This window comes from Pantoea sp. EEL5, from assembly GCF_049892805.1.
Lineage (GTDB): Bacteria > Pseudomonadota > Gammaproteobacteria > Enterobacterales > Enterobacteriaceae > Pantoea > Pantoea ananatis.
The window spans coordinates 1,639,305-1,661,277 of the sequence record NZ_JBNDNJ010000001.1 but is presented as its reverse complement, the minus strand read 5'-3'; the positions used below and the strand labels follow the sequence as shown (position 1 = coordinate 1,661,277).

The 21,973-nt window shown below is 53.8% G+C and carries 18 protein-coding genes, 1 tRNA gene and 2 other RNA genes; 10 read left to right on the top strand and 11 right to left on the bottom strand.

Translation table 11 applies throughout. The features are described 5' to 3' along the window. Positions 1 to 47: 47 nt before the first annotated feature. The 5 genes from ACPXSQ_RS07925 to ssuD form a co-directional block, all read right to left on the bottom strand. A complete protein-coding gene (locus ACPXSQ_RS07925) occupies positions 48 to 1,250 on the bottom strand; it encodes an acyl-CoA dehydrogenase family protein (protein ID WP_072136866.1) in 1,203 nt (400 codons plus the stop codon). Further along, positions 1,243 to 2,703, bottom strand: a complete 1,461-nt coding sequence (locus ACPXSQ_RS07920) for an MFS transporter (RefSeq protein WP_426143343.1) — start codon at positions 2,701 to 2,703, stop codon at positions 1,243 to 1,245. Before ACPXSQ_RS07920 ends, ACPXSQ_RS07925 begins: the two co-directional genes overlap by 8 nt. A gap of 233 nt (positions 2,704 to 2,936) precedes the next feature. Then, a complete protein-coding gene (locus ACPXSQ_RS07915; protein ID WP_013026122.1) occupies positions 2,937 to 4,346 on the bottom strand; it encodes an LLM class flavin-dependent oxidoreductase in 1,410 nt (469 codons plus the stop codon). A gap of 68 nt (positions 4,347 to 4,414) precedes the next feature. After that, entirely contained in the window at positions 4,415 to 5,827 is a 1,413-nt protein-coding gene (locus ACPXSQ_RS07910) for an FAD/NAD(P)-binding protein (RefSeq protein ID WP_426143341.1), read from the bottom strand. Positions 5,828 to 5,842: 15 nt separating this feature from the next. Continuing rightward, complete coding sequence (ssuD, locus tag ACPXSQ_RS07905; RefSeq protein ID WP_013026120.1) at positions 5,843 to 7,015, bottom strand: FMNH2-dependent alkanesulfonate monooxygenase; 1,173 nt, start codon at positions 7,013 to 7,015, stop codon at positions 5,843 to 5,845. A 278-nt stretch (positions 7,016 to 7,293) separates the two neighbouring features. Here ssuD and ACPXSQ_RS07900 point away from each other — a divergent pair, with 278 nt between their 5' ends. The 4 genes from ACPXSQ_RS07900 to ACPXSQ_RS07885 all read left to right on the top strand — a co-directional run bounded on the left by ACPXSQ_RS07900 (position 7,294) and on the right by ACPXSQ_RS07885 (position 11,282). Beyond that, positions 7,294 to 9,180, top strand: coding sequence for an aliphatic sulfonate ABC transporter substrate-binding protein (locus ACPXSQ_RS07900; RefSeq protein WP_026020924.1), 1,887 nt, complete (start codon positions 7,294 to 7,296; stop codon positions 9,178 to 9,180). Positions 9,181 to 9,274: 94 nt separating this feature from the next. Next, positions 9,275 to 10,222 (top strand): sulfonate ABC transporter substrate-binding protein, encoded by a 948-nt coding sequence (locus tag ACPXSQ_RS07895; protein WP_015700094.1) that lies wholly within the window; start codon positions 9,275 to 9,277, stop codon positions 10,220 to 10,222. Between the two features lie 324 nt (positions 10,223 to 10,546). After that, positions 10,547 to 10,939 carry a type II toxin-antitoxin system RelE/ParE family toxin gene (locus ACPXSQ_RS07890; protein ID WP_426143338.1) on the top strand — a complete coding sequence of 131 codons (393 nt, stop codon included), beginning with the start codon at positions 10,547 to 10,549 and terminating at the stop codon, positions 10,937 to 10,939. Continuing rightward, on the top strand, positions 10,929 to 11,282 hold the full coding sequence (locus ACPXSQ_RS07885; RefSeq protein WP_014605595.1) for a helix-turn-helix domain-containing protein: 354 nt from the start codon (positions 10,929 to 10,931) through the stop codon (positions 11,280 to 11,282). The genes ACPXSQ_RS07890 and ACPXSQ_RS07885 overlap by 11 nt, the downstream gene beginning before the upstream one ends. Positions 11,283 to 11,372: 90 nt before the next feature. On the opposite strand, the gene ACPXSQ_RS07880 is transcribed toward ACPXSQ_RS07885, so the two are convergent. From ACPXSQ_RS07880 to pmrA, 6 genes are all read right to left on the bottom strand, one after another. Then, positions 11,373 to 11,497: non-coding RNA, RtT sRNA (locus tag ACPXSQ_RS07880), on the bottom strand. A gap of 41 nt (positions 11,498 to 11,538) precedes the next feature. Further along, positions 11,539 to 11,663, bottom strand: a non-coding RNA gene (locus tag ACPXSQ_RS07875) — RtT sRNA. Between the two features lie 43 nt (positions 11,664 to 11,706). After that, positions 11,707 to 11,794 (bottom strand) — tRNA-Ser (locus tag ACPXSQ_RS07870). A 206-nt stretch (positions 11,795 to 12,000) separates the two neighbouring features. Further along, positions 12,001 to 12,540, bottom strand: a complete 540-nt coding sequence (gene msrA, locus ACPXSQ_RS07865; protein WP_288494293.1) for a peptide-methionine (S)-S-oxide reductase MsrA — start codon at positions 12,538 to 12,540, stop codon at positions 12,001 to 12,003. A gap of 362 nt (positions 12,541 to 12,902) precedes the next feature. Beyond that, positions 12,903 to 13,970 carry a two-component system sensor histidine kinase PmrB gene (gene pmrB / locus ACPXSQ_RS07860; RefSeq protein ID WP_042677317.1) on the bottom strand — a complete coding sequence of 356 codons (1,068 nt, stop codon included), beginning with the start codon at positions 13,968 to 13,970 and terminating at the stop codon, positions 12,903 to 12,905. Then, positions 13,967 to 14,653, bottom strand: coding sequence for a two-component system response regulator PmrA (pmrA, locus tag ACPXSQ_RS07855; protein WP_013026113.1), 687 nt, complete (start codon positions 14,651 to 14,653; stop codon positions 13,967 to 13,969). The genes pmrB and pmrA overlap by 4 nt, the downstream gene beginning before the upstream one ends. 885 nt (positions 14,654 to 15,538) lie before the next feature. On the opposite strand from pmrA, the gene otsB reads away from it, so the two are divergent. The 6 genes from otsB to motB all read left to right on the top strand — a co-directional run bounded on the left by otsB (position 15,539) and on the right by motB (position 21,970). Beyond that, the gene (otsB, locus tag ACPXSQ_RS07850) at positions 15,539 to 16,327 is read left to right on the top strand and encodes a trehalose-phosphatase (RefSeq protein ID WP_426143334.1); all 789 of its coding nucleotides are present in this window, start codon (positions 15,539 to 15,541) and stop codon (positions 16,325 to 16,327) included. Further along, positions 16,324 to 17,760 (top strand): alpha,alpha-trehalose-phosphate synthase, encoded by a 1,437-nt coding sequence (otsA, locus tag ACPXSQ_RS07845; RefSeq protein ID WP_013026111.1) that lies wholly within the window; start codon positions 16,324 to 16,326, stop codon positions 17,758 to 17,760. The genes otsB and otsA overlap by 4 nt, the downstream gene beginning before the upstream one ends. Before the next feature lie 992 nt (positions 17,761 to 18,752). Further along, positions 18,753 to 19,103, top strand: a complete 351-nt coding sequence (flhD, locus tag ACPXSQ_RS07840; RefSeq protein WP_006120236.1) for a flagellar transcriptional regulator FlhD — start codon at positions 18,753 to 18,755, stop codon at positions 19,101 to 19,103. Further along, positions 19,103 to 19,681 (top strand): flagellar transcriptional regulator FlhC, encoded by a 579-nt coding sequence (gene flhC / locus ACPXSQ_RS07835; protein WP_013026109.1) that lies wholly within the window; start codon positions 19,103 to 19,105, stop codon positions 19,679 to 19,681. The genes flhD and flhC overlap by 1 nt, the downstream gene beginning before the upstream one ends. Positions 19,682 to 19,811: 130 nt before the next feature. Next, positions 19,812 to 20,699, top strand: coding sequence for a flagellar motor stator protein MotA (gene motA / locus ACPXSQ_RS07830; protein ID WP_006120238.1), 888 nt, complete (start codon positions 19,812 to 19,814; stop codon positions 20,697 to 20,699). Beyond that, a complete protein-coding gene (gene motB / locus ACPXSQ_RS07825) occupies positions 20,696 to 21,970 on the top strand; it encodes a flagellar motor protein MotB (RefSeq protein ID WP_019105769.1) in 1,275 nt (424 codons plus the stop codon). Before motA ends, motB begins: the two co-directional genes overlap by 4 nt. Positions 21,971 to 21,973: the final 3 nt, after the last annotated feature.

Genomic DNA, 21,973 nt, shown 5'->3' with positions numbered 1-21,973 from the left:
GACCAAAACCCGGCTTCGGCCGGGTTTTTTATCTCCGTTATGGGGCGCTATTCGCCGCTGCCGATTTGCCAGATAAAGGTAGGATCGCGCCCGTTGACTTCCCAGTCGCCCACGTTACGGCTTTTATAGATCACCGGATTGTGCGAGCCAATCGTTCGGGCATTGCGCCAGTGACGGTCCAGCGCTTTACTCACTCGCGTATCTGACGCGCCAAGCGCGTTAAACAGCTCACTGGCCGCACGCGTCACCCAATCCACGGCCACGACCTGCGCCTTCGCAGCCTCCACTTCTGCCTGGACGTTGGCGGCATGAATCTGCGTTTCATCTTGTCCCTGAATGTGCGTATCAAAAGCCTGTTGCAGCGCGTGCGTGGCCCGCTGCACGGCGGCATCTGTTGCCCATATCCAACTGCTGATCTGTCCCACCACCTGTAAGACCTGCACGTCCTGGCTGACGTGACGGGCATTACCGTGGCTGTAGATTCGTTTTCGGTTTGCTACGCCCTGTGACACGTCCCGCACGATAGCCCGGCCGATCCCGGCCAGCGTCGCCAGTAAGACATGCTGATAGAAGGCGGTTTGATATCGGAAGCGCTCGCTGAAATCATAGACATGGGCAGGTTCCACAACGGCCTGATGAAAACGCGTGGTTCCGCTACCGGTAAGACGTTGACCAAATCCGTCCCAGTCATCCTCCCGTACTACCGCATCCTGATGTGTACTGACCACCGCAATGACATCGCGCTGGTTGTCCGTACGCTTAGCGTAGACATCAATCCAGTCGGCATACAGCGTGCCGGTGCTGTAAAATTTTTCGCCCTCAAGCCGCCAGCCGTTGGCGGCGGGCGACACCTGCGTATTCACGTCTCCTAATCGAACGCTGCCTGTTTCACTCCAGCCGCTCCCGACAATATCACCGTCGATAAACCGATTAAACCAGCGCTGGCGCGCCTCACTGTCGGGCTGGTTAAGACGATCCTCGACAAAGGCCATGTGCGCGCGCAGCGCCTGAGGCAGGTTAGAATCCGCTTCTGCCAGCTCGGTCAGTAAGCGGAACAGTTGTGGCAGCGAGGCACCCAATCCGCCGTTTGCTTGTGGAATACGCAGCGTGCCAAAACCCGCCGCCTTCAGCCAGCGAACCGGCTCGTGAAGCAGGGTACGATTCCGTTCGCGATCGGCAGCGCCTTCGGCGATGCGGGCAAAGATGGGGCGGAAACGCGCCGCCAGTGAGGTGTAATCGGGCTCAGACATGGTGTTCTCCGTGTGTTGACTGGTCATCGATATCGTGACGAGTGGGTTCAAACCGGACGACTAACAGGAAAATGATGGGAATGAGGGCGGCTAGTGACACGATCCAGAACATATTGGTGCCATAAGCCGCCTGCAATATGGGCAGAATGAACAGCGCCAGCGCGCTCCCGATGCCCGAGACGGAACGACTAAAACCGACGCCGGTGGCCCGAATGTGCGTGGGATAGGAGAGGGCGGGATAGATCATTAACTGCGCTCCTGGCCCAAAGCCCTCAGCAAACAACCACAGCCCCAGCAGTAAAATGGCAAATACGACGCCGTAGGTTGCAACAGGATGGCCAATCAGAGCCAGTGAGATCAGCGCAATAAACTGCAGGGCAAATCCGGCAATCGCAACATGGCGTGACGGAAATCGCCAGGCCAGACGCATGCCAAGCAGGCCACCGGTAAAGGCGAACAGCGCGTTAAGTCCTAGCGAGGCGGAGATCGTTTCAAAGACGCCCGCCCCCAGAAACTGCGCCAGGATAGAGGGCAGGAAAAAGGCGATCGCCGTATATTCGAATGAAATACAGGCGTTCATCACCGCCGCCACAACGGTGCGCTCCCGGTAAGGTTTTTGAAACAAGACGCGAAAACTGACCGCCTGGGCGACGGGTTTGGCCGCCGGCTCAGCGCGCTTATCTTCGTGCGCGTGAATGCCGTACGAATCGCGCAGGATTCGCGCTGCGCCGCTTAAATCCCCCTGGTTTGCGGCCCACAGCGGAGACTCATTCATAAACCTGCTGCGCACAGCAATGATGAGCAGGGCAGGCATTGCGCCAAACAGCAATGAAGCGCGCCACAGCCAGTCGAGGTGCTCTGCAGGCAGCAGAAAGTAAAGGCCAAAAATAATCAGAAAGCACACCGAAGACGCGGCATACCACATGGGGCACCAGGCGGCGAGCCGCGACGCTTTATTCCCCTTTCCGGAGAATTTCGAAAATTCGGCCAGATAGGCCATCGCGACAGGCAAATCGATGCCCACACCAACGCCCATCAAAAAGCGCGCGCCAATCAGTACCCAGACGTTCGGCGCCAGGCCGGCCGCAATAGCGGACACCACAAAAAAAAGCATGTCCGCCATAAAGACGGAATAGCGGCCATATTTATCCGTCAGCCAGCCCCCGACCAGATTACCGACAATGGTGCCAATCATAATGGATGAGGTGACCAGTCCGGTTAATGTGGGCGTTAAGCTGAATGTTTTCACGACATCATCAATGCCGTAAGACAGGGTGGTCAGGTCGTAGGCATCCAGAAATACGCCGCCTAACGCCAGAAACACGATCCAGCGTGCGTAGCTGTTTTTCTCACTTTGCGTATTAATCAACTTTGCAACGTCGCTGACGGAGCGAATGGGCGTTGAGTGAGGTAAGGGGATCGCGGCATCGTCATCGATATTTAATGTGCTCATTTTATCCTCGTTATTGTCTGTACAGGTGACGCCTTTATATGCAGGAATCGCGATGTAAACAAACAACAAAAAGTGATAACTATTACTTTAATTTCAATAAGTTAATTTGATTTTTGTAGATAAGGGAAATACCGGGTGCGCTGTGACGCATCCGGTAAAATTAGCGGGCAAGGGGACGTGATGTCAGTCTGCTCAGCGGCAGACGGGCTATCCGAACAGATCGTTAAATCCCCTCATGATGCCTCCGCAGGCACAACCCGGCCTGATACCGAGGTTGTGCGTCGATATCCTGCGCCGGGATGAGGATGCTCAAGGCGGGCGCCCTTAGCAAACAGCTTCTCTCTCAGCGTACCGGGTTGGTAATCCTGTTTATAAACGCCACGTTTTTGCAGTTCCGGCACCAGCAGATCGACGACATCAGCAAAGGTTTCATGCGTGAGGGCATAGGCCAGATTAAAGCCATCCACGTCCGTCTCCTCCACCCAGCTTTGCAGTTCATCGGCAACGGTTTCTGTGCTGCCCACCAGCAGGGGGCCAAAGCCGCCAATGCCCACCCAGTCGGCCATGTTTTGCACCGTCCATTCACGCTGCGGATCGGCTGTGGAGAAGCTCTCTACAACAGACTGAATGGCATCGGTATGCAGATGCTTAAAAACCTGATCGGGTTGGTACTGACTGAAATCGATGCCGGTCCAGCCGGAGATCAGCGCCAGTGCGCCTTCATGGCTGACATAGCGTTTGTAATCCTGCCACTTGGCCTGGGCCGCTTTATCGGTTTCCCCCACAATGACCGTTTGCATATTGAAAATCAGAATACTGCGCGGATCGCGACCGGCCTCCTCTGCACGACGACGTATATCAGCCACGGTTTTCTTCAACAGCACTTTAGACGGCGCGGCAACAAATACGCACTCGGCGTGTTGTGCGGCGAAGGCTTTACCGCGGCTGGATGCGCCTGCCTGATACAGCACAGGCGTGCGCTGGGGCGAAGGCTCACACAGATGAATGCCCGGTACCTGGAAAAACGTTCCCTGATGATTAATGGGATGCACCTTATTGGGATCGCTGAAAATATGACGCTGGCGATCGCGTATCACGGCATCATCCTCCCAACTGCCTTCCAGCAGCTTGTATACCACCTGCAGATATTCGTCGGCGTAGTCATAACGCGCATCGTGGCTGGTTTGGCTGACCTGTCCCAGATTGCGGGCTCCGCTTTCCAGATAGGAGGTAACGATATTCCAGCCGATCCGACCTTTGGTCAGATGATCCAGCGTCGACATGCGCCGGGCAAACGGATAGGGATGCTCAAAAGAGAGTGATGCGGTCAGGCCAAAACCGAGGTGCTTTGTCACCATCGCCATCGGCGTAATCAGAGCCAGCGGGTCATTGACCGGTACCTGGGCGGCACTGCGAAGAGCAGCATCATTATTCCCGTTGAAAACATCGTAAATCCCCAAGACGTCGGCGATAAACAGGCCGTCGAACTTACCGCGTTCCAACAGGACCGCCAAATCTGTCCAGTATTCCAGATCTTTGTATTGCCACGAGCGGTCGCGAGGGTGCGCCCACAGGCCAGGTGACTGGTGACCCACACAGTTCATATCAAACGCATTAAGGCGGATTTCACGTTGTTTAGGCATAGCAAACTCCTGAGCGGATGCGGCACTGTCGGGCCGCCCACTTCGTTGGGATGAAAAAGGGGGGTAAATTAATTAGTCAGAGAAAGGGGACATCGCTCATGACGCGTGTCATCAGTGAGGTTGAGCAACTGGCGTGCGACGGCCTCAGCATGTGTGGCAACCTGCGGCAGGCCCATTAATTCACCAAAACGTCCGCGCGCCGCAGGCCCGACCACATACAGATGAGGATTCGCCTGGCCCTTGGGGTTTAGCGTCTGTGACCGGGCATTGACATGAATTCCCAGCGCCAGCGGATCGGACTGAATAACGCCATCCTGAGCCAGCTGGTTGAGTAACGCATCGCGCTCAATCAACGCGCCATGCGCAGGACCGGTGGTGACGATGATCTTGTCCACCTCCAGCGCCTGTACGCCGCCGAAACGCGGTTGCAGGCTGAGCCTGACGGCAGAGGGCAACGCCGCCGCCGCGGTCAGTCGTGCGGCGAGCACGCGGAGTGTGCCGCTGCGTTGGTGGTGCTTTAACACCTGCCCAACCTGGGGGGCAATCCGATAACGGTGAACGTCCCACCATGGCCGCAGATGCCGCAGGAAACGCCGTTGTTCATCCAGCGACAGGCTTTGCCAAATCGCCTGACCGTTGTGACGGACCTCATCGAACACCACCTGCCACGGGATGTGCCTGGCCGCCGCCTGGTGAATTTCCTGTCTGATCCGGCGTAGCCAGGCGCGAACGCCCAGAGGTTTGCTGAAATCAATACCAAGATGCCAGCTGAAATTGTCCTCAGTGAGGCTGGAACGCGGAAGCTGACCGCGTCGGGAAAAGACGGTGACTGGCCCGCGATGTCCCTGACGGTCCAGGGTCGCAACCATGTCTGACATGGTTAAGCCGGTACCCACAATGGCAACCCGGTCGTCAGGCGCAATCTGTGACAGGGCACCTTCCCGCCAGGGATCGGCAATCAGTGCCGGGTGAGGTGCCAGCGAGGCCAGGGCTGAGGGAAGTTGAGGCGCGGGATGGCTGATGGCCAGTACCACGATATCAGCATCGAGATGTGCGCCGGATGCGGTGCTGACCGTACCTTGTCGCAGCGCAACGGCGCGGTCCTGCACATGCAACAGCTCAACAGGGGAATGCTGTTTTACTGCACTAAACTGTTCACTGACCCACTGGCCAAACTGCCTGCGCTGCGGAAAAACCGTGCCGTCGTGCCATTCAGCCGCCGCATCCCTGGCAAATGCGGCAGAGGCACGGAACCAGCGCTCAAAGCTGCCTTCCTCGTCGCCGGCGAGTTGCATACGCGAGGCGGGGACGTTGGTGCGATGCGCCGGATCGGTGGTCGAGTAAGCTACGCCCTGGGCCAGCTGCGCGCGGGGTTCGATGACCGTGACGCGCAGGCCCGGGCCGCCCAGACGACCAAGATGAACGGCCAGCGCCGTTCCGCTGAATCCTCCACCCACAATGACAATATGCTGCTCGGACATACACTGCCTCTCTGATTAGCTTGCACTGGCCTGTTTTTCGGGACGACGGTCGCCTCCGATGGTTTCGCCAAAAGGACCGGTATTAACCGTGCGCTGTTTATTTCCCGCAGGGGTTGAAAGCGGCAACAGCGGCATCAGCAAATCGGCAACCCGGTGTGCTTCTTCGAGATGCGGATAACCGGACAGAATAAAGTTATCAATGCCCAGCGCCTGGTATTCCCGAATCCGTTCCGCGACCTGCTGCGGATTTCCCACCAACGCGGTACCCGCGCCGCCGCGTACCAGACCGACGCCAGCCCATAAGTTGGGACCGATGCGCAGTCCATCACGCGAGCCACCGTGGAGTGCGCTCATGCGAGCCTGTCCGGTCGAATCCATCCTGGCAAAGATTTTCTGGGCGGCGGCGATGGTGTCTTCATCCAGATGTGCGATCAGCTTATCCGCCGCGGCCCAGGCTTCTTCCTCGGTTTCCCGCACGATGACGTGCAGACGAATACCGTAGGAAAGCGTCCTGCCGCGTTCCTCTGCGCGCTTCCGCACCCCTTCAAGTTTAGCGGCAACCTGCGCTAAGGGTTCGCCCCAGGTCAGATAGGTATCAACCTGACGGGCTGCAACGTCAACCGCTTCATCGGATGAGCCACCGAAATAAAGCGGTGGACCTTCGGCCTGTACCGGTGGAAAGAGAATTTCAGCCCCTTCCACGTGAATATGTTCCCCGTGATAGTCCACTTTCTCTCCTTTAAGCAGGCGGGAATAGACATCAAGAAACTCACGGGTGACCTGATAACGTTCTGCGTGGCTGAGAAAAATGCCGTCGCCCTTGTTTTCAACCGGATCGCCGCCGGTCACCACATTGATCAGCAAACGTCCTTCAGACAGACGATCCAGCGTAGCCGCCATGCGCGCCGCCAGGCTGGGTGGCTGCAATCCCGGCCGGACGGCTACCAGATAACGCAGCTGTTTGGTAATCGGCACCAGCGCAGAGGCTACCAGCCAGGCATCTTCGCAGCTTTTTCCAGTGGGAATTAAAACGCCATAGAAACCCAGATTATCGGCGGCAAGGGCTACCTGTTGCAGATAGGGCAGGTCTACCGCTCTGCCGCCTTGGGTGGTTCCCAAATAACGCCCGTCACCATGTGTCGGTAAGAACCAAAAAAGATTGATGTTTTTTTCAGCGGTATCAGGCATTAGTAGATTCCTTTATAACGATATTTGAAATTGGCAATTAGAAAGTTAATTTTCAGTTATATAGCTTTAAGCAGGATACGTGCCAACAGGTTAAGTGTTTTTTATTTTTTAATATCAATAAGATAGATTTTTATTGCGGCGGCGGCGACTGCTGCAAATGCAGCAATGTGTGACGGATGCTGCTGTATTTGCAGCAATTCACGCTGGGCAGCGGCTCGTTTCTGGCCGCAACAAGGGATATCTTTAGCGCTCTCTCACTCACTCAGCAGGAACGCGCTATGCAGCACGCTGGCCCCGATTTAATTGACCCTGCTTCCCTGGCGTTCAGGCATATTCTGGATCAGCTGGCGCCCACGGACGCGACCGTATTAATCATTGGTGAAACCGGCACGGGCAAAGAGGTGATGGCGCGCTATCTGCATCATCACAGCCCGCGCCGCCATGCGCCCTTTATGGCAGTGAACTGCGGTGCGCTAACGGAGAGCCTGGCAGAATCAGAACTCTTTGGTCATGAGAAGGGGGCATTTACCGGCGCGACCGACCGTCATCGTGGCTGGTTTGAGGCCGCGCAGGGCGGGACGTTACTGCTGGATGAAATCGGCGAGCTGAGCCTGCCGCTTCAGGTCAAACTGCTTCGCGTACTGCAGGAAAGGGAAATTACCCGCGTGGGGTCTTCTCGCGCAGTAAAGGTTGACGTCCGGGTGATTGCTGCGACGAACCGCGATCTGACGACTGCGATAGCCGAGCGGCGGTTTCGCGAGGATCTCTACTACCGGTTAAACGTCGCCAGCGTTGCCTTGCCGCCGCTGCGCCAGCGGTGTGAGGATATCCCGGTTCTGGCTAACTATTTTCTGCAAAGCTATGCGCGCCGACTGGGGCGACCGCAGCTGCGCCTGAGCGACGAGGCAATGGAAACGCTCAAGGCCCATTCCTGGCCAGGGAATATACGGGAACTGGAAAATACATTACACAACGCGGTGCTGCTCTGTGAAACACCGCAGGTAGAACCACAACAGCTGCGGCTGGGCACGGTGACGGGCACGGGGCGGGTACAAAAGCAGGATGCGCTTGATGATTTTATTCGCCAGCAGATCCAGTGCAGTGACACGCCACTTTATCCCCGCGTCATTGAGGCACTGGTGAGAAATGCCTATGAACTAAGCCAGGGCAACCAGTTACAGGCCGCGGCGTTGCTGGGGATTAGCCGTAACAGCCTGCGTACGCATCTTGGCCATTACGGCATCATCAAGCCGCGTCGCAGCCTGACGTCAACCCTTCGCACCGCGTCAACAACGGGCGCGCAGGAGCGCGAGTTGCGCATTGGTTATCAAAAGTTTGGCAACCTTGGCATCCTCAAAGCGCGCCAGCAGCTTGAACAGCAGCTGGCCGGGCAAAACGTCAGCATCCTGTGGAGCGAATTTCCCGCCGGGCCTCAGCTGCTGCACGCGCTGAGCAATCGGGAAATTGATTTTGGCACCACCGGCGAAGTGCCGCCGTTATTTGCCCAGGCCAGTCACTGTTCTCTGGTGTACGTTGCCTGGGAGCCGCCCGCGCCACAAAGCGTGGCGCTGCTGGTGGCTAAGCACAGTCAGATAAACCAGATGGCAGACTTAAGAGGCAAACGTATTGCCGTAAATAAAGGTTCCAACGTGCATTTTCTGCTGCTGCAAATCCTTGATGAGGCGGGGATGACGCCAGAGGACGTGCGGATTGTGTACGCGCCGCCTAAATACCCGCTCACGCCCAGCGATCTGAATGCCGTTGATGCATGGATGATGTGGGATCCTCTGCTGAGCGAGGCAGAAAAAGGGGAACAGCTCCGGGTCATTGCCGACGGCGTAGGGCGGGTGAATAACCATCAGTTCTATCTTGCCGATCGCCACTTCGCGAACCAGTCTCCAGACCTATTAGAAATACTGGTAACTGCGCTGGAGCAGACGGGGCGCTACATTGATGCCCATCCTAAAGAGGCCGCCGGGCTGCTGGCCGGGGAGCTGGGGATGTCTGATCGCGCGCTGCGCCTGGCGCTGGCCCGGCGGAGCCACCAGACGCAACCAATGAATCTGGCGATCATTCGTGAGCAGCAAAGAATCGCGGATCGTTTCTACGCGCTGGGCCTGTTTCCCCGCGCGATTAACGTACGTGACGCGGTGTGGTCGCAATGACGTTTTATGACTAAAGATAGAAGTTTTACGCATTAAGGCGTTGAGGCCTGATTTGCTATGTTGCGCTGACGACAACACCACTCAGGAAAGAGACATGAAAAAAATCATATTCAGCGCACTGCTTGCGGTCGCGCACATTAGCAGCATCGTGACGGCACACGCAGAAGAGAAACCCAGGGTAGTGAATATCGGTTTTCAGAAAGCCAACATTTTTGCCTTACTGAAATACCGGGGCACGCTCGACAGTGAATTCAAAAAGCAGGGGATTGCCGTGCACTGGGTGGAATTTCCGGCGGGACCGCAAATGCTGGAAGGGCTCAACATAGGCAGCATCGATCTGGCCGCAACGGGTGATGCGCCGCCAACTTTTGCGCAAGCCGCGCAGGCTGACCTGGTTTATCTGGGCCATTCACCGGCAAATCCACAAACCGAAGCCATAGTGGTGCCTGCGGATTCGACGATAAAAAGTGTCAAGGATTTAAAAGGCAAGCGCGTCGCCCTGAACAAGGGATCGGATGTGAATTATCTTCTGGTATCAGCCCTTGAGCAGGCGGGGCTAAAATACAAGGATATCACGCCGGTTTATCTTCCTCCTGCTGATGCGCGAGCGGCTTTCCAGCGAGGCGCTGTAGATGCATGGGTCATCTGGGACCCTTACCTGGCGGAAGTAGAAACCACCGCCGGCGCGCGGCTGCTTAAAAATGCCGAGGGGCTGGTACCGCACTACACCTTTTATCTGGCCAGCCGCAAATTTGCGGAAGGTCATCCAGACGAGGCCAAAGAGGTTCTTTCAGAGCTGCAAAAGCTGAGCAGCTGGGCCAATAAAAACCAGGGCGAAGCCGCGAAAATTCTGTCTGGCTCGACTGGCCTGCCCGAACCTATCTGGCAGCGCGCGCTGGCAAGAATGCCCTTAGGGGCCGAGCGCATGACGCCGGATGTTTTCAAAGAGCAGCAGGCACTGGCAGATAAATTTACACAAATCGGTTTATTGCCGGTGAAGGTCGATGTCCGCAGCGCGACATGGTCGCTGGATAAAAAGTAACGGGTGAATGTGTTAAAGGGCCTGCCGGGTACACCGGCCGGCCCTTTGTATTGGTAGGGGATACATTTCGTAGCGCGTAATTTTTTGGGGAGCGGCTCGCACTTCGCGTACGCAAGGCGTGAACAGGTGAGTGGGGAATCTGAATCGCTGATAGTGTGGGCGGGTGTTATTCATGGCCAGCGGTAATGGCGATGCGCACCGATTGGATTTCTTGCTTTTTTACAAATAGCTTCAGATCCATTTGGACGTAAGACCAGGGGCCTTTGGCTTGTGAAGTGTAGTAATCATTACTATAATTCTCGCCATAACGAAAAGGGACTTTTCATGGTTTTTACGCTTTATGTTCATAAACGTTTTGACAGAGTGTTTAAAAAAACGTGTCTGACAGACAGCGTCCTGTGTTACGCAGCAGGTGACGTTTTTACTGGCGTGTTTGAGGCTGACTTAGGCGGTGGCGTTATTAAAAAGCGTCTTGCTCTTCACCAAGGCAAGCGTGGCGGCGCGCGAACGGTCATCTTCTTCAGACAAGGCACCAACCTGGTTTATTACGATGGATGGGTCAAAAACTTGTCGAGGAAATACGCCAGGGAAATCGATGAAGATCAGCTGGATACCTACAGGGATGTGGCAAGAATGTTTTTCCGTGCAAATAGTGAAGTGATGAGCCTGCTCGTCAGAAGCGGAATGGTCAGAGAGGTTAAATGTAATGAAAACTGAACCCGCCGAATTGAGTGAACTACTTGAAGATGCGAAAGCGTTTCACGCGTTAGGACTGGCAACAGATGAAGAAGTGGAGTCCATAGCAAAGCGCGCAAAAAATCGTGAACTCCGTGCCCGTATTGCATCAGTAAAGCCCATGACAGCAACTGAAATCAAAGACGTGCGCATGCGTTGGGGAATGTCGCAATCGCTTGTGGCGCTCTCATTTGGCATGACGGTCGATAGCGTATCGAAATGGGAGCGAGGTGAAATCACACCGAGCCCACCGGTGATGCGGATGCTACAACTCCTTCGCGATAACGGCCCTGAACTCTTTACCTCTAAGCATCAAGGTATCTAGACGCCGAACCCCGGTCGGGGCTTCTTATCCCCCTCGGCGGAGAATATGTAAAAAAAAGCCTGAACGTGAGTTCAGGCTCTTCTTTGAAGATGGCGGTGAGAGGGGGATTCACTCGCTGCGCTCGCCCTTCGGGTGGCCTTGCGGCCATGCAAAACGGCGGGCCGTTTTGTCGAACCCCGGTCGGGGCTTCTCATCCCCCTCGGCGGAGAATATATAAAAAAAAGCCTGAACGTGAGTTCAGGCTCTTCTTTGAATATGGCGGTGAGAGGGGGATTCACTCGCTGCGCTCGCCCTGCGGGTGGCCTGACGGCCATGCAAAACGGCGGGCCGTTTTGTCGAACCCCGGTCGGGGCTTCTCATCCCCCTCGGCGCAGAATATGCAAAAAAAAAAGTCCAGAGGTTAGTCTGGACTCTTCTTTGAAGATGGCGGTGAGAGGGGGATTCGAACCCCCGATACGTTGCCGTATACACACTTTCCAGGCGTGCTCCTTCAGCCACTCGGACACCTCACCGCAAATTGTTGCTGACCGCGCTGGGTCAACGGGGCGCTACTATAAGGAGTCGGCCTGAAACGGTCAAGCACTATTTTTCTCTTTTTTTCTATTCGCTTAAGCTCTGAACGAATCGCGTTAAGGCTGCGCAAATCGCGGTTTTTTGGCGCCAAAAACGCGATATTGCACAGCGTAACAGAAGGGGAGATTCGCTGAGTTGCCTGAGCTTACTGCGCGGTTTTTACGCGGTTGGCAAAACTCTTGCGCAGCTTTTGCAGTTTGGGGGGAATCACCGCCATGCAGTAACCGTTGCGCTGACCGGCGCCTTCCCAGTAATCCTGATGATAACCTTCAGCGGGATACCAGGCTTTTAACGGTTCAATGGTGGTCACAACAGGCTCAGCATGATCCTGTTGGGCACGCGCGATGGCCGCTTTGGCTTCGGCTTCCTGCTCCTGCGTCTCAACAAAAATCGCGGAACGATACTGTGTACCGATGTCATTGCCCTGACGATTGAGCTGGGTCGGATCGTGGGTCGCAAAGCTGATGTCCAGCAAATCGCCATAGCTGATCTTTTCAGCATTAAAACCAATACGAATGGCTTCGGCATGACCGGTTGCGCCGCTGCACACCTGCTCGTAGGTGGGATTAGGGCGCGCACCGCCGGTATAACCACTTTCCACTGACTCAACGCCGATCACATCTTTAAAGACCGCTTCTGTACACCAGAAACAGCCGCCTGCGATCACTGCATATTGGATAGCCATAAAATTACTCCTGTCTGGTCTGAAGGAAAGAGGTGGGGATGAGATCGATCGTTTTCAACGTCACACAAGGCATTTCAGGCCGTTGCCAGGTTTTAGCGGGGTGATGGCATGGCGTGAGACGAATGATTTAGCGTAGCAGGGATCGATCGCCTGCGCCTGGCGGGCAGCCTGAAAGCGCGGCAGGTTAATGTTTCCTTAATATAAGGAAGCGATACTGCATAAAACATCACTGGAGAGATCGATGAAAACCCCCACCGTATCCGTCAGTTCTGTTCCGTCTCGCAGCCTCAGCGAATATCTTGCCGTGCTTATTGCCGCCGGCACAGTGATTGCGTTTCTGGTCTGCTGGTTCAACGGCTAAATCACGCAGTAGCAAAGTTTACCCTGGCGCGGCAGCCTGAACGATCTGGGCGATTTTCCAGCAGGAATTGTCCGCCATGGAGCTGGACAATCCGGCTGACAATGCTCAACCCCAGGCCAATGCCGCCGTAGCCGGTATCCATGCGTACAAAGGCTTTACTCAGTTCACCGCGCATACTTTCATCAATGCCGTTCCCTTCATCCTCAATGATGAGCGACAGCCCGGCTGTTGCCTCACTGCGCACCGTAATGTTTCCCCCCGATGGACTGTAGCGATGAGCATTCTCTACCAGGTTACGCAGTAGCATTCTCAGCAAGATGGCATCGCCCTTCACCCGGAACATGTCCTCGACCTCCAGGGTCAGAGTCTGCTCGCGCGTCTCCAGCATTGCACTCAACTCAGCCTCCATCGGCAGGATGACTTCCTCTACTATCTCAACATTCTGATAACTGCCAGAGGTGAACTGCTGACCTGCACGCGTGAGTTGCAACAGTTGAGAGACATTGCCAGACATCTGATCAAGCCGCTGTAATAACGGTTGTGTATCGACGGCCTGGTTGCGCTGTAACAGTTCAAGATGTAAACGCAGCCCAGCGAGCGGCGTACGCAGTTCATGAGCAACATCGGCAGTAAAGAGGCGTTCGCGTTCAAGACTGGCGGTCAACCGCGCAACAAGTCGGTTAATGGACTGCGTGACGGCATCAATCTCCTGAACGGAGCCTTCAAAGATAATCGGCTCGAGGTTCACCTCACTCCGGCTTTCCAGCTCATGCTGCAGTTGATAAAGCGGGCGCGTGATCCATCTTACCGCCTGATAGCACAGCAGTAGCGTCAGGCTAATCATGACCAGGCTGGGCAGCGCCAGGCTCAGGATGGCTTCACGGACCTCTTTATCCACGTGCTTATCCATGTTGCGGTTAAGCAGGTTGGCTTCCACCAAAAACTGCACCTGCTCTTTACTCTCATGCCAGAGCCAGGCCACGCTGATCAACTGAAAAAACAGCATGATCATGCCAATCGTGAGCATCAGCCGGAAACGCATGGTATTGCCAGAACGGTAGGGATTCATTCGGGTGATGACTCGTTTTCTGCGCGCGGCTGAGATAAGGCATAGCCAAAACCGCGAACCGTTCGGATCGTGGCTTTGCCCACCTTGTCGCGCAGGTTATGAATATGGACTTCCAGCGTATTGGTGGAGGGCTCATTATCAAAGTTGTAGATGTCCTGATACAGCAACTCACGGTGAACCGGATGGCCTGCTTTCAACATCAACCGGGACAGAATGGAAAACTCTTTGGGCGTCAGGTCGAGCAGCACGTCATCCAGATGAATCTGGCGGTGGGTCATATCCAGTGACAGATTACCCACTTCGAGGCGGGAATCGCCCTGGTTAACGTGACGCCTGATCAGCGCGCGAATCCGTGCCAGCAACTCATCCAGCGCAAAAGGCTTAATCAAATAGTCATCAGCGCCGGCATCGAGTCCGGCTATGCGCTCTTCAATGGTATCGCGTGCGGTCAGGATTAAAACGGGCTGCATCTGCTTTTGACGACGCAGGCGTTGCAGTAAATGCAGGCCGTCTTCGTCCGGCAGGCCGATATCCAGCACCACCAAGCTGTAAAGTCCGCTGGCAAGGTGGGCTTCGGCAGAGCGGACCGTTGAAACACCATCGCACACGTAGCCTGCACCTTCCAGTGCCAGTACCAGCCCCTGAAGTAGCAGGGCATCGTCTTCAACAATCAATATTTTCATAAGTTCTGAAACCCTTTACGAATCGGCGCTGGCAGTGAGAAAGGCAGATAAAGCGTGTTTGAGTCCCCATCGCGGGGGTGAACAGGACAAGCGCCCCGGCTATTGTGACCGAAAGCAACGTAAACGCCTATTGCGTCAGGGAATCTCACCCTATTAATCGATGGCAAACGACGCGTAACCTTTACCGAATGCCGTGATAACGCTGAGAGACTGCCTGACGCAATGCCACATTCAGACGAATGGCAACGCCGTATGACGAAAACCTTGCCAGGGCAATAAAGCTGTCGCGATATAGCAAAACATAAAATGCCACATTGCCAAAAGGACGTAATCAGTAATAGGGGAAAGCGACGCCCAAAAAATGATTTCATACGGAAAGGAATTATTAATCCAGGACGGATGGAAAGTCATTAATTACTATTATCACCGATTAAAAAGCGTTCATGAAACCAACAAAAGACCGTCCATCCGTGTACGCGCGAATGAGTTGACAATAATTTTAAACAGTCTGCTGATTAAAGATTAAGAAAACCTTAAACAGGGCCATTTATTACACTTTTATTTCATTGTTGAGCGCTTGATAAAAACACGGTAAGCGCTCAGGGATCGGTCCGGGCCAGTCCAGGGCATTGGAAAGCGAGACGGCTGGCACAGGAAATGCATATTCCTGGCAGAACGAAATTTAGCGACTACACTTTATGGGGCGACAATAGCAGCCAGCGGATTTATCAGCATCAAAACACATTTGTTTTTTGAAAAAGGGTTGTTGAATTGCAGGGTTTTACCACGCAGTATCCTTACTTCACATGGCCTTGAGCCAACCTCTTGCTGAAACGTCCTCTGCTGTGATGTCCTGATGATGAACCTATTTACAGGAGAAGACACGTGACCCAGATGGCAGATAGTGATGCCTCATTTCCGTCATTGAGCGGCGGTCTGTATGCCTTCTTTTTTGATGTCGATGGCACGCTGGCAGCGATTCAGTCCCAGCCCGATGCTGTATTCATTCCAGAAAATGTCGTCGCAGAACTGCAACGGCTCTCATCGTTATGCCATGGCGCACTGGCGCTGGTTTCTGGCCGACCTGTCGAACAACTGGATGCGCTGGCGGCGCCTATGCGGGCACCGGCAGCAGGCGTGCATGGTGCTGAACGGCGCGATGCGACAGGCGAACTGCATCGGGTGACTTTGCCAGATGATGTTGAACGTCCGCTCAAACGCCTGCTTGAGGAGGCGATGGAGCAGTGGCCGGGTACGCAGTTGGAAGCCAAAGGCATGGCTTTCGCGCTTCATTACCGTCGCGCGCCGCAGCACGAACAGGATGTCATGCAACTGGCTCAGGCTGCGGTGGCGCGTTTTAACGGCCTTGCGCTGCAACCCGGCAAATGCGTTGTAGAAATCAAACCCTCCGGGATTGATAAAGGCGCAGCCGTCCATAAATTTATGCAGGAAGCCCCATTCTCAGGCCGTATCCCGGTGTTTATCGGGGATGACCTGACCGATGAAAAAGGATTCGCTGCGGTGAATGCCCTGCAGGGAATCTCTATAAAAGTGGGGGAAGGCCCCAGTCAGGCGCATTATCGTTTACATGACGTTACGGATGTCTATGCCTGGCTTGAAACAACACGATTACAATTAGAGCAAGACAACATTGGTAAGGAGTGTAGGTTATGAGTCGTTTAGTGGTTGTATCTAACCGTATCGCCATGCCAAATGGGAACAAAACCGGTGCTGGCGGCCTGGCCGTCGGCATTCTGGACGCGCTGAAGAGCACGGGCGGACTCTGGTTTGGCTGGAACGGTGAGATCAGTGAGTTTTCAGGTGAAGAAGAAAATCCGGTATCGGTAATGGAACATGACGGTATTGAATATGCCTCTTTCCCTCTGAGCCAGAACGAATACGATCTTTACTACTGCCAGTTTTCAAACACCGTTATCTGGCCCGCCTTTCACTACCGGTTAGACTTAGTTCAGTTCCAGCGCGAAGCCTGGGAAGGCTACTGTGAGGTCAATGATGCGGTCGCGCAGCGATTAAAGCCGCTGATTAAGCCGGATGACATTCTGTGGATCCACGATTACCACTTTTTACCTTTTGCCGCTGCATTGCGTCGGGCTGGCATTAACAACCGTATCGGCTTCTTCCTGCATATTCCTTTCCCTACGCCGGAAATTTTCAACGCGCTGCCTCCTCATAAGGAACTGCTGGAGATGCTGTGCGAATACGATCTGCTGGGCTTCCAGACAGAATCAGATCGTGTGGCTTTCCTCGACAGTGTCAGCCAGTTGACCCAGTTGCAGAATAAGGGTGACAAGAAACACCGCGCCTATGGCAATACCTTTATGACAGAGGTCTACCCGATAGGGATTGAACCCGACAGCATTAAAGAGATGGCTGAAGGGCCGTTGCCACCGAAGATGGCCGCGATGAAAAAAGAGCTGGGCGATGCCCGCAACATCATCGCCTGTGAGCGTCTGGACTACTCCAAGGGGTTACCAGAACGTTTCCTGGCTTACGAGGCGCTGCTGGAAAACTTCCCTCAGCATCACGGCAAAATTCGCTATTCTCAGATTGCGCCCACGTCACGCGGTGATGTGCAGGCTTACCAGGATATTCGTCATCAGCTTGAAACCGAAGCAGGGCGCATTAACGGTAAATATGGGACGCTGGGCTGGACGCCGCTGTACTACCTTAACCAGCACTTTGACCGTCGTCTGTTGATGAAAATCTTCCGTCTTACCGACGTGGGGCTGGTGACGCCGTTACGTGATGGGATGAACCTGGTTGCGAAAGAGTATGTTGCGGCACAGGACCCGGATGACCCGGGCGTACTGGTACTGTCCCGCTTTGCCGGTGCGGCGAATGAGCTGACCTCGGCATTGATCGTGAATCCCTATGACCGGGATGAGGTGGCCGCTGCGCTGGACAAAGCCATTACTATGCCGCGCACGGAAAGAATTTCTCGCTATAACGATATGATGGCGGTTCTGCGTAAGAACGACATCACCGCATGGCGCGAAAGCTTCCTACGCGATCTCGAAAAGATTGCGCCACGTAGCGCCGATCATGGAATGGCGAATAAAGTGGCCACATTTCCAAAACTCGCCTGATGCCGCAGCAAGCCAGGGATGGCTTGCTGTTTGTCGTATTTGACCCTCGCTTGCCGTCTGCAAACGCTCCTTATGTTTTAATCAGTTACCCTTAACTCAAAGGCGGTCCCGTACCGCGGCAGGACACTATTCCGGCACTTTTGCTGTCAAAATGACCCATTAAAATGTCAAAACACTATTTTTACCTGGTTAAGCTAAAGTTTTGAAGATCTGGGCCGATACTCTTAGTGCATAAAACTATCTTGCCTGCAATTCATTCACGTTATTAATGTAACTCCTTGTTACATCGACGATCACCCTCTAAACACCTTGCTGTCACCCTTTACAACGGATTGCCAGAACGCGCCTAATCCCCATCGCCTGCCGGACATGGCTGTTGCCCCTTACTCTGCAGTAAAACGCTAACTGACTAATTTAAAAACAAATAATTGTTTCTGCTGGCAGCACATTCCACTGCTTTTATGGTTTTGAATGGTTCTAAATAGGGTACAAATTGGATTCGTGAACATAAACCTGACCTCAACGGTCTGATTTGGCTTTTGCGGCCGTTTTGTTGCTAATTAAGTCCTGGTTAGGACAAATCCATACAAAAAAAACGTAATTTAGCTCAAAAAACACACAGTCAAAATGTGATCATAAAGTATTTCTGAAGAAAAAAGGCTCAAAAGTGTGACCTGTGTCACACTTTATCCAAAATTTCACTGAACTGTCGTTGTATGTGAGGATCAGACGATATAGATTTGCCTTGTTTTCGGATTAGTCTTAAAAAATGTATGAAGGCCTCACGGAAGAAGGTTGAAGACTTAAGAATAAGGTGGACTGAAAAAATTGACTTCTGACCCAAAACACAGGGTCGTAAAAAGAAGCAGCACTCAGAACCATTTGCCTTTTATGTTTAATTATTTTTGCCATCTTTAGATTTACCAACCAGCAGCTCGATACGCAGAGATGTTATCTGCGGTAAGTTACGTCGCGTCTCTCAGGATGGAAAAATGGGTACATCTGAATTACTAAAACATATTTACGATATCAACTTGTCATATTTACTGCTCGCGCAGCGATTAATTAACCAGGAAAAAGCTTCGGCAATGTTTCGCCTCGGGATCGATGAAAAGATGGCAGATGCGTTGTCAGAATTAACCTTACCTGAAATGGTAAAATTAGCTGAGACCAATCAACTTGTGTGTCAGTTTCGTTTTACCGATAGCACCGTTATTAATCGCCTGACGCAGGAATCTCGCGTGGATGATTTGCAACAGATCCACACCGGGATTTTGTTATCCAGCCGTTTATTACGCAGCGCGTCTAAAGACGCCGCGCCTACTAAAAAGAGGGCGGTATAATGGGTGAAAAAAGTATTGTTCAGGAAGCGCGCGATATTCAGCTCGCCATGGAGCTGATTACCCTGGGTGCGCGGTTACAAATGCTGGAAAGCGAAACGCAGCTGAGCCGCGGTCGCTTGATTAAACTGTATAAAGAGTTGCGTGGTAGTCCACCACCTAAAGGCATGTTGCCTTTCTCTACTGACTGGTTCATGACGTGGGAACAAAATATTCATGCTTCCATGTTCTGTAACGCCTGGACTTTCTTACTGAAAACCGGTTTGAGCAAAGGTATTGATGCGGTAATCAAAGCCTACCGCCTCTATCTTGAGCAGTGCCCGCAATCGGACGAGGGCCCGCTGTTGGCGCTGACACGCGCCTGGACCCTGGTGCGATTCGTCGAAAGCGGTATGCTGGAATTATCGGATTGTAAAAGCTGCAACGGCAGCTTTATTAATCATGCACATCAGCCTGTTGGCAGCTTTGTCTGCAGCCTGTGCCAGCCACCATCACGTGCCGTAAAAAGACGTAAACTTTCTGCAGATACTGCCGATATCTTTCCACAACTGCTGGATGAACAGGTTAAACACGCCGTTTAAATTTGTTCGCAATGTGGAAGTCATCCAGCAGCGGTTAATCCCGCTGCTTTTTTTTTGCCTCCACGTGGTGAACATCACCTGGGTTTCTGGCTTAACGTCGACCAACACGTTACGGACGTAAGGATTTTTTGTGCTGATAATTTTAGGTTACATCGTTGTATTAGGTTCCGTGTTGGGCGGATACGCTTTAGTGGGCGGCCATCTTGGCGCGCTTTACCAGCCTGCAGAACTGCTGATGATCGCCGGGGCGGGCGTCGGTGCGTTTCTGGTGGGCAACAACGGTAAATCGATCAAGAAGACCCTGAAGGCCCTGCCGCTCCTGTTTCGTGGCTCGAAATACAACAAAGCGGTCTATATGGATTTGATGGCGCTGCTGTATCGCCTGATGGCGAAATCACGCCAGCAAGGCATGTTGTCACTGGAGCGCGATATTGAAGATCCCGCTCAGAGCGAAATTTTTGCTAATTATCCCCGCATCTTAGCCGATAAACAGTTAGTAGATTTCATCACTGACTATTTACGCCTTATGGTCAGTGGCAACATGAATGCCTTCGAAATCGAAGCATTGATGGATGAAGAGATTGAAACCTACGAACACGAGTGTGAAGTTCCTGCGCAAAGTATCGCAGCAGTGGGCGATGGTCTGCCGGCTTTCGGTATCGTCGCCGCGGTGATGGGCGTAGTGCATGCCCTGGCGTCAGCCGACCGCCCAGCCGCAGAGTTAGGTGCGCTGGTTGCCCATGCAATGGTGGGAACCTTCCTCGGGATTTTACTGGCATACGGTTTTATTTCGCCGCTGGCGTCAGTGTTACGTCAGAAATGTGCAGAAACAACCAAGATGATGCAGTGCGTAAAAGTGACGCTGCTTTCAAGCCTGAACGGCTATGCGCCACAAATCGCCGTCGAGTTTGGCCGTAAAACGCTTTACTCCGCCGAGCGTCCTTCGTTCAGTGAACTGGAAGAGCACGTACGCAACGCGAAGAACCCGGCTAAACAGACTTCGGATCAGACCTCATGAAACATGGCAATCGCCCAATTGTGCTGATTAGAAAGCGCAAACATAAGAAACATGAAGGAGGGCATGGTTCATGGAAAATCGCTTATGCCGACTTCATGACGGCGATGATGGCATTTTTTATGGTGATGTGGCTGCTGTCGATCGCCAGCCCACAGCAGTTGATTCAGATAGCGGAATATTTTCAGACGCCCTTAAAAGTGGCGCTGACGGGTGGACAACGCAGCAGCGACAGCAGCAGCCCTATCCCGGGTGGCGGTGACGACCCAACGAAGAAAGAGGGTGAAGTTAAGAAGGTTGTGGATATGGATGCGCAGAAACGCAAGCTGGATGAGATTCGCCTCAACCGGTTACGTGAAAAGCTCGACCAGCTGATTGAAGCCGACCCGCGCCTGAAAGCACTGCGTCCGCATTTGATCATCAACATGGTGGAAGAGGGGCTGCGTATTCAGATTATCGACAGTCAGAATCGCCCAATGTTTAAAACCGGCAGCGCAGAAGTTGAACCTTATATGCGCGACATTTTGCGCGCGATTGCCCCGGTTCTGAACGACATCCCAAACCGAATCAGTATCGCGGGGCATACGGATGATATTCAGTACGCCGGTGGTGATAAAGGCTACAGCAACTGGGAGCTCTCTGCTGACCGCGCCAATGCGTCACGTCGGGAACTGGTGATTGGCGGGCTGGATGGTGGAAAGATTCTTCGTATTGTCGGCATGGCTGACACGATGAAACTGAAAAACCGCGGGGGGGATGATGCCGTGAACCGCCGTATTAGTTTGCTGGTGTTGAACCACGATACCGAAGCCGCCATTGAAAAAGAGAATGCTGAAAGTGATGCCGTGCAGGTTAGCGATCCGGCTGCGTTTGAGAAAATTACCGAACCTTCAGCCTCCATCGGTACAGCAGCAGATAAAGCGGGTGCAGTGAAAACCGCAACCTCAGCACGGTCCGCCTCGGCAGGCGGTGCGATGAAAACGACAGCGTCTTCGCCGTCCGCCCCGGCGAACGGCACAGTGAAAACAGGCACTTCCACGCAGCCCGCGTCTTCAGCGGGTGCGGTGAAAACAGCAACGTCCGCACAACCAGCGTCTTCGACTGGTGCGGTAACAACCGTATCTCCCGCGCCGTCAGCCTTATCGACGGGTACGGTGATAACAGTAACCTCTGCACCGCCAGCGTCATCGGCTGGTGCGGTTAAAACAACCTCCGCGCCGTCAGCTTCGTCGGCTGGTGCGGTCACTACAGCAGCCCCCTCACAGCAGAGGTGATTC

What these genes read in the sequence shown, in the direction of transcription:
- motB (WP_019105769.1), top strand. Translation starts at nt 20,696, where the DNA reads ATGAAACATGGCAATCGCCCAATTGTGCTGATTAGAAAGCGCAAACAT.
- pmrA (WP_013026113.1), bottom strand. Translation starts at nt 14,653, where the DNA reads ATGAAAATATTGATTGTTGAAGACGATGCCCTGCTACTTCAGGGGCTG.
- otsA (WP_013026111.1), top strand. Translation starts at nt 16,324, where the DNA reads ATGAGTCGTTTAGTGGTTGTATCTAACCGTATCGCCATGCCAAATGGG.
- ACPXSQ_RS07900 (WP_026020924.1), top strand. Translation starts at nt 7,294, where the DNA reads ATGCAGCACGCTGGCCCCGATTTAATTGACCCTGCTTCCCTGGCGTTC.
- flhD (WP_006120236.1), top strand. Translation starts at nt 18,753, where the DNA reads ATGGGTACATCTGAATTACTAAAACATATTTACGATATCAACTTGTCA.
- ACPXSQ_RS07890 (WP_426143338.1), top strand. Translation starts at nt 10,547, where the DNA reads ATGGTTTTTACGCTTTATGTTCATAAACGTTTTGACAGAGTGTTTAAA.
- ssuD (WP_013026120.1), bottom strand. Translation starts at nt 7,015, where the DNA reads ATGCCTGATACCGCTGAAAAAAACATCAATCTTTTTTGGTTCTTACCG.
- msrA (WP_288494293.1), bottom strand. Translation starts at nt 12,540, where the DNA reads ATGGCTATCCAATATGCAGTGATCGCAGGCGGCTGTTTCTGGTGTACA.
- flhC (WP_013026109.1), top strand. Translation starts at nt 19,103, where the DNA reads ATGGGTGAAAAAAGTATTGTTCAGGAAGCGCGCGATATTCAGCTCGCC.
- ACPXSQ_RS07895 (WP_015700094.1), top strand. Translation starts at nt 9,275, where the DNA reads ATGAAAAAAATCATATTCAGCGCACTGCTTGCGGTCGCGCACATTAGC.
- ACPXSQ_RS07925 (WP_072136866.1), bottom strand. Translation starts at nt 1,250, where the DNA reads ATGTCTGAGCCCGATTACACCTCACTGGCGGCGCGTTTCCGCCCCATC.
- pmrB (WP_042677317.1), bottom strand. Translation starts at nt 13,970, where the DNA reads ATGAATCCCTACCGTTCTGGCAATACCATGCGTTTCCGGCTGATGCTC.
- ACPXSQ_RS07920 (WP_426143343.1), bottom strand. Translation starts at nt 2,703, where the DNA reads ATGAGCACATTAAATATCGATGACGATGCCGCGATCCCCTTACCTCAC.
- ACPXSQ_RS07885 (WP_014605595.1), top strand. Translation starts at nt 10,929, where the DNA reads ATGAAAACTGAACCCGCCGAATTGAGTGAACTACTTGAAGATGCGAAA.
- ACPXSQ_RS07910 (WP_426143341.1), bottom strand. Translation starts at nt 5,827, where the DNA reads ATGTCCGAGCAGCATATTGTCATTGTGGGTGGAGGATTCAGCGGAACG.
- ACPXSQ_RS07915 (WP_013026122.1), bottom strand. Translation starts at nt 4,346, where the DNA reads ATGCCTAAACAACGTGAAATCCGCCTTAATGCGTTTGATATGAACTGT.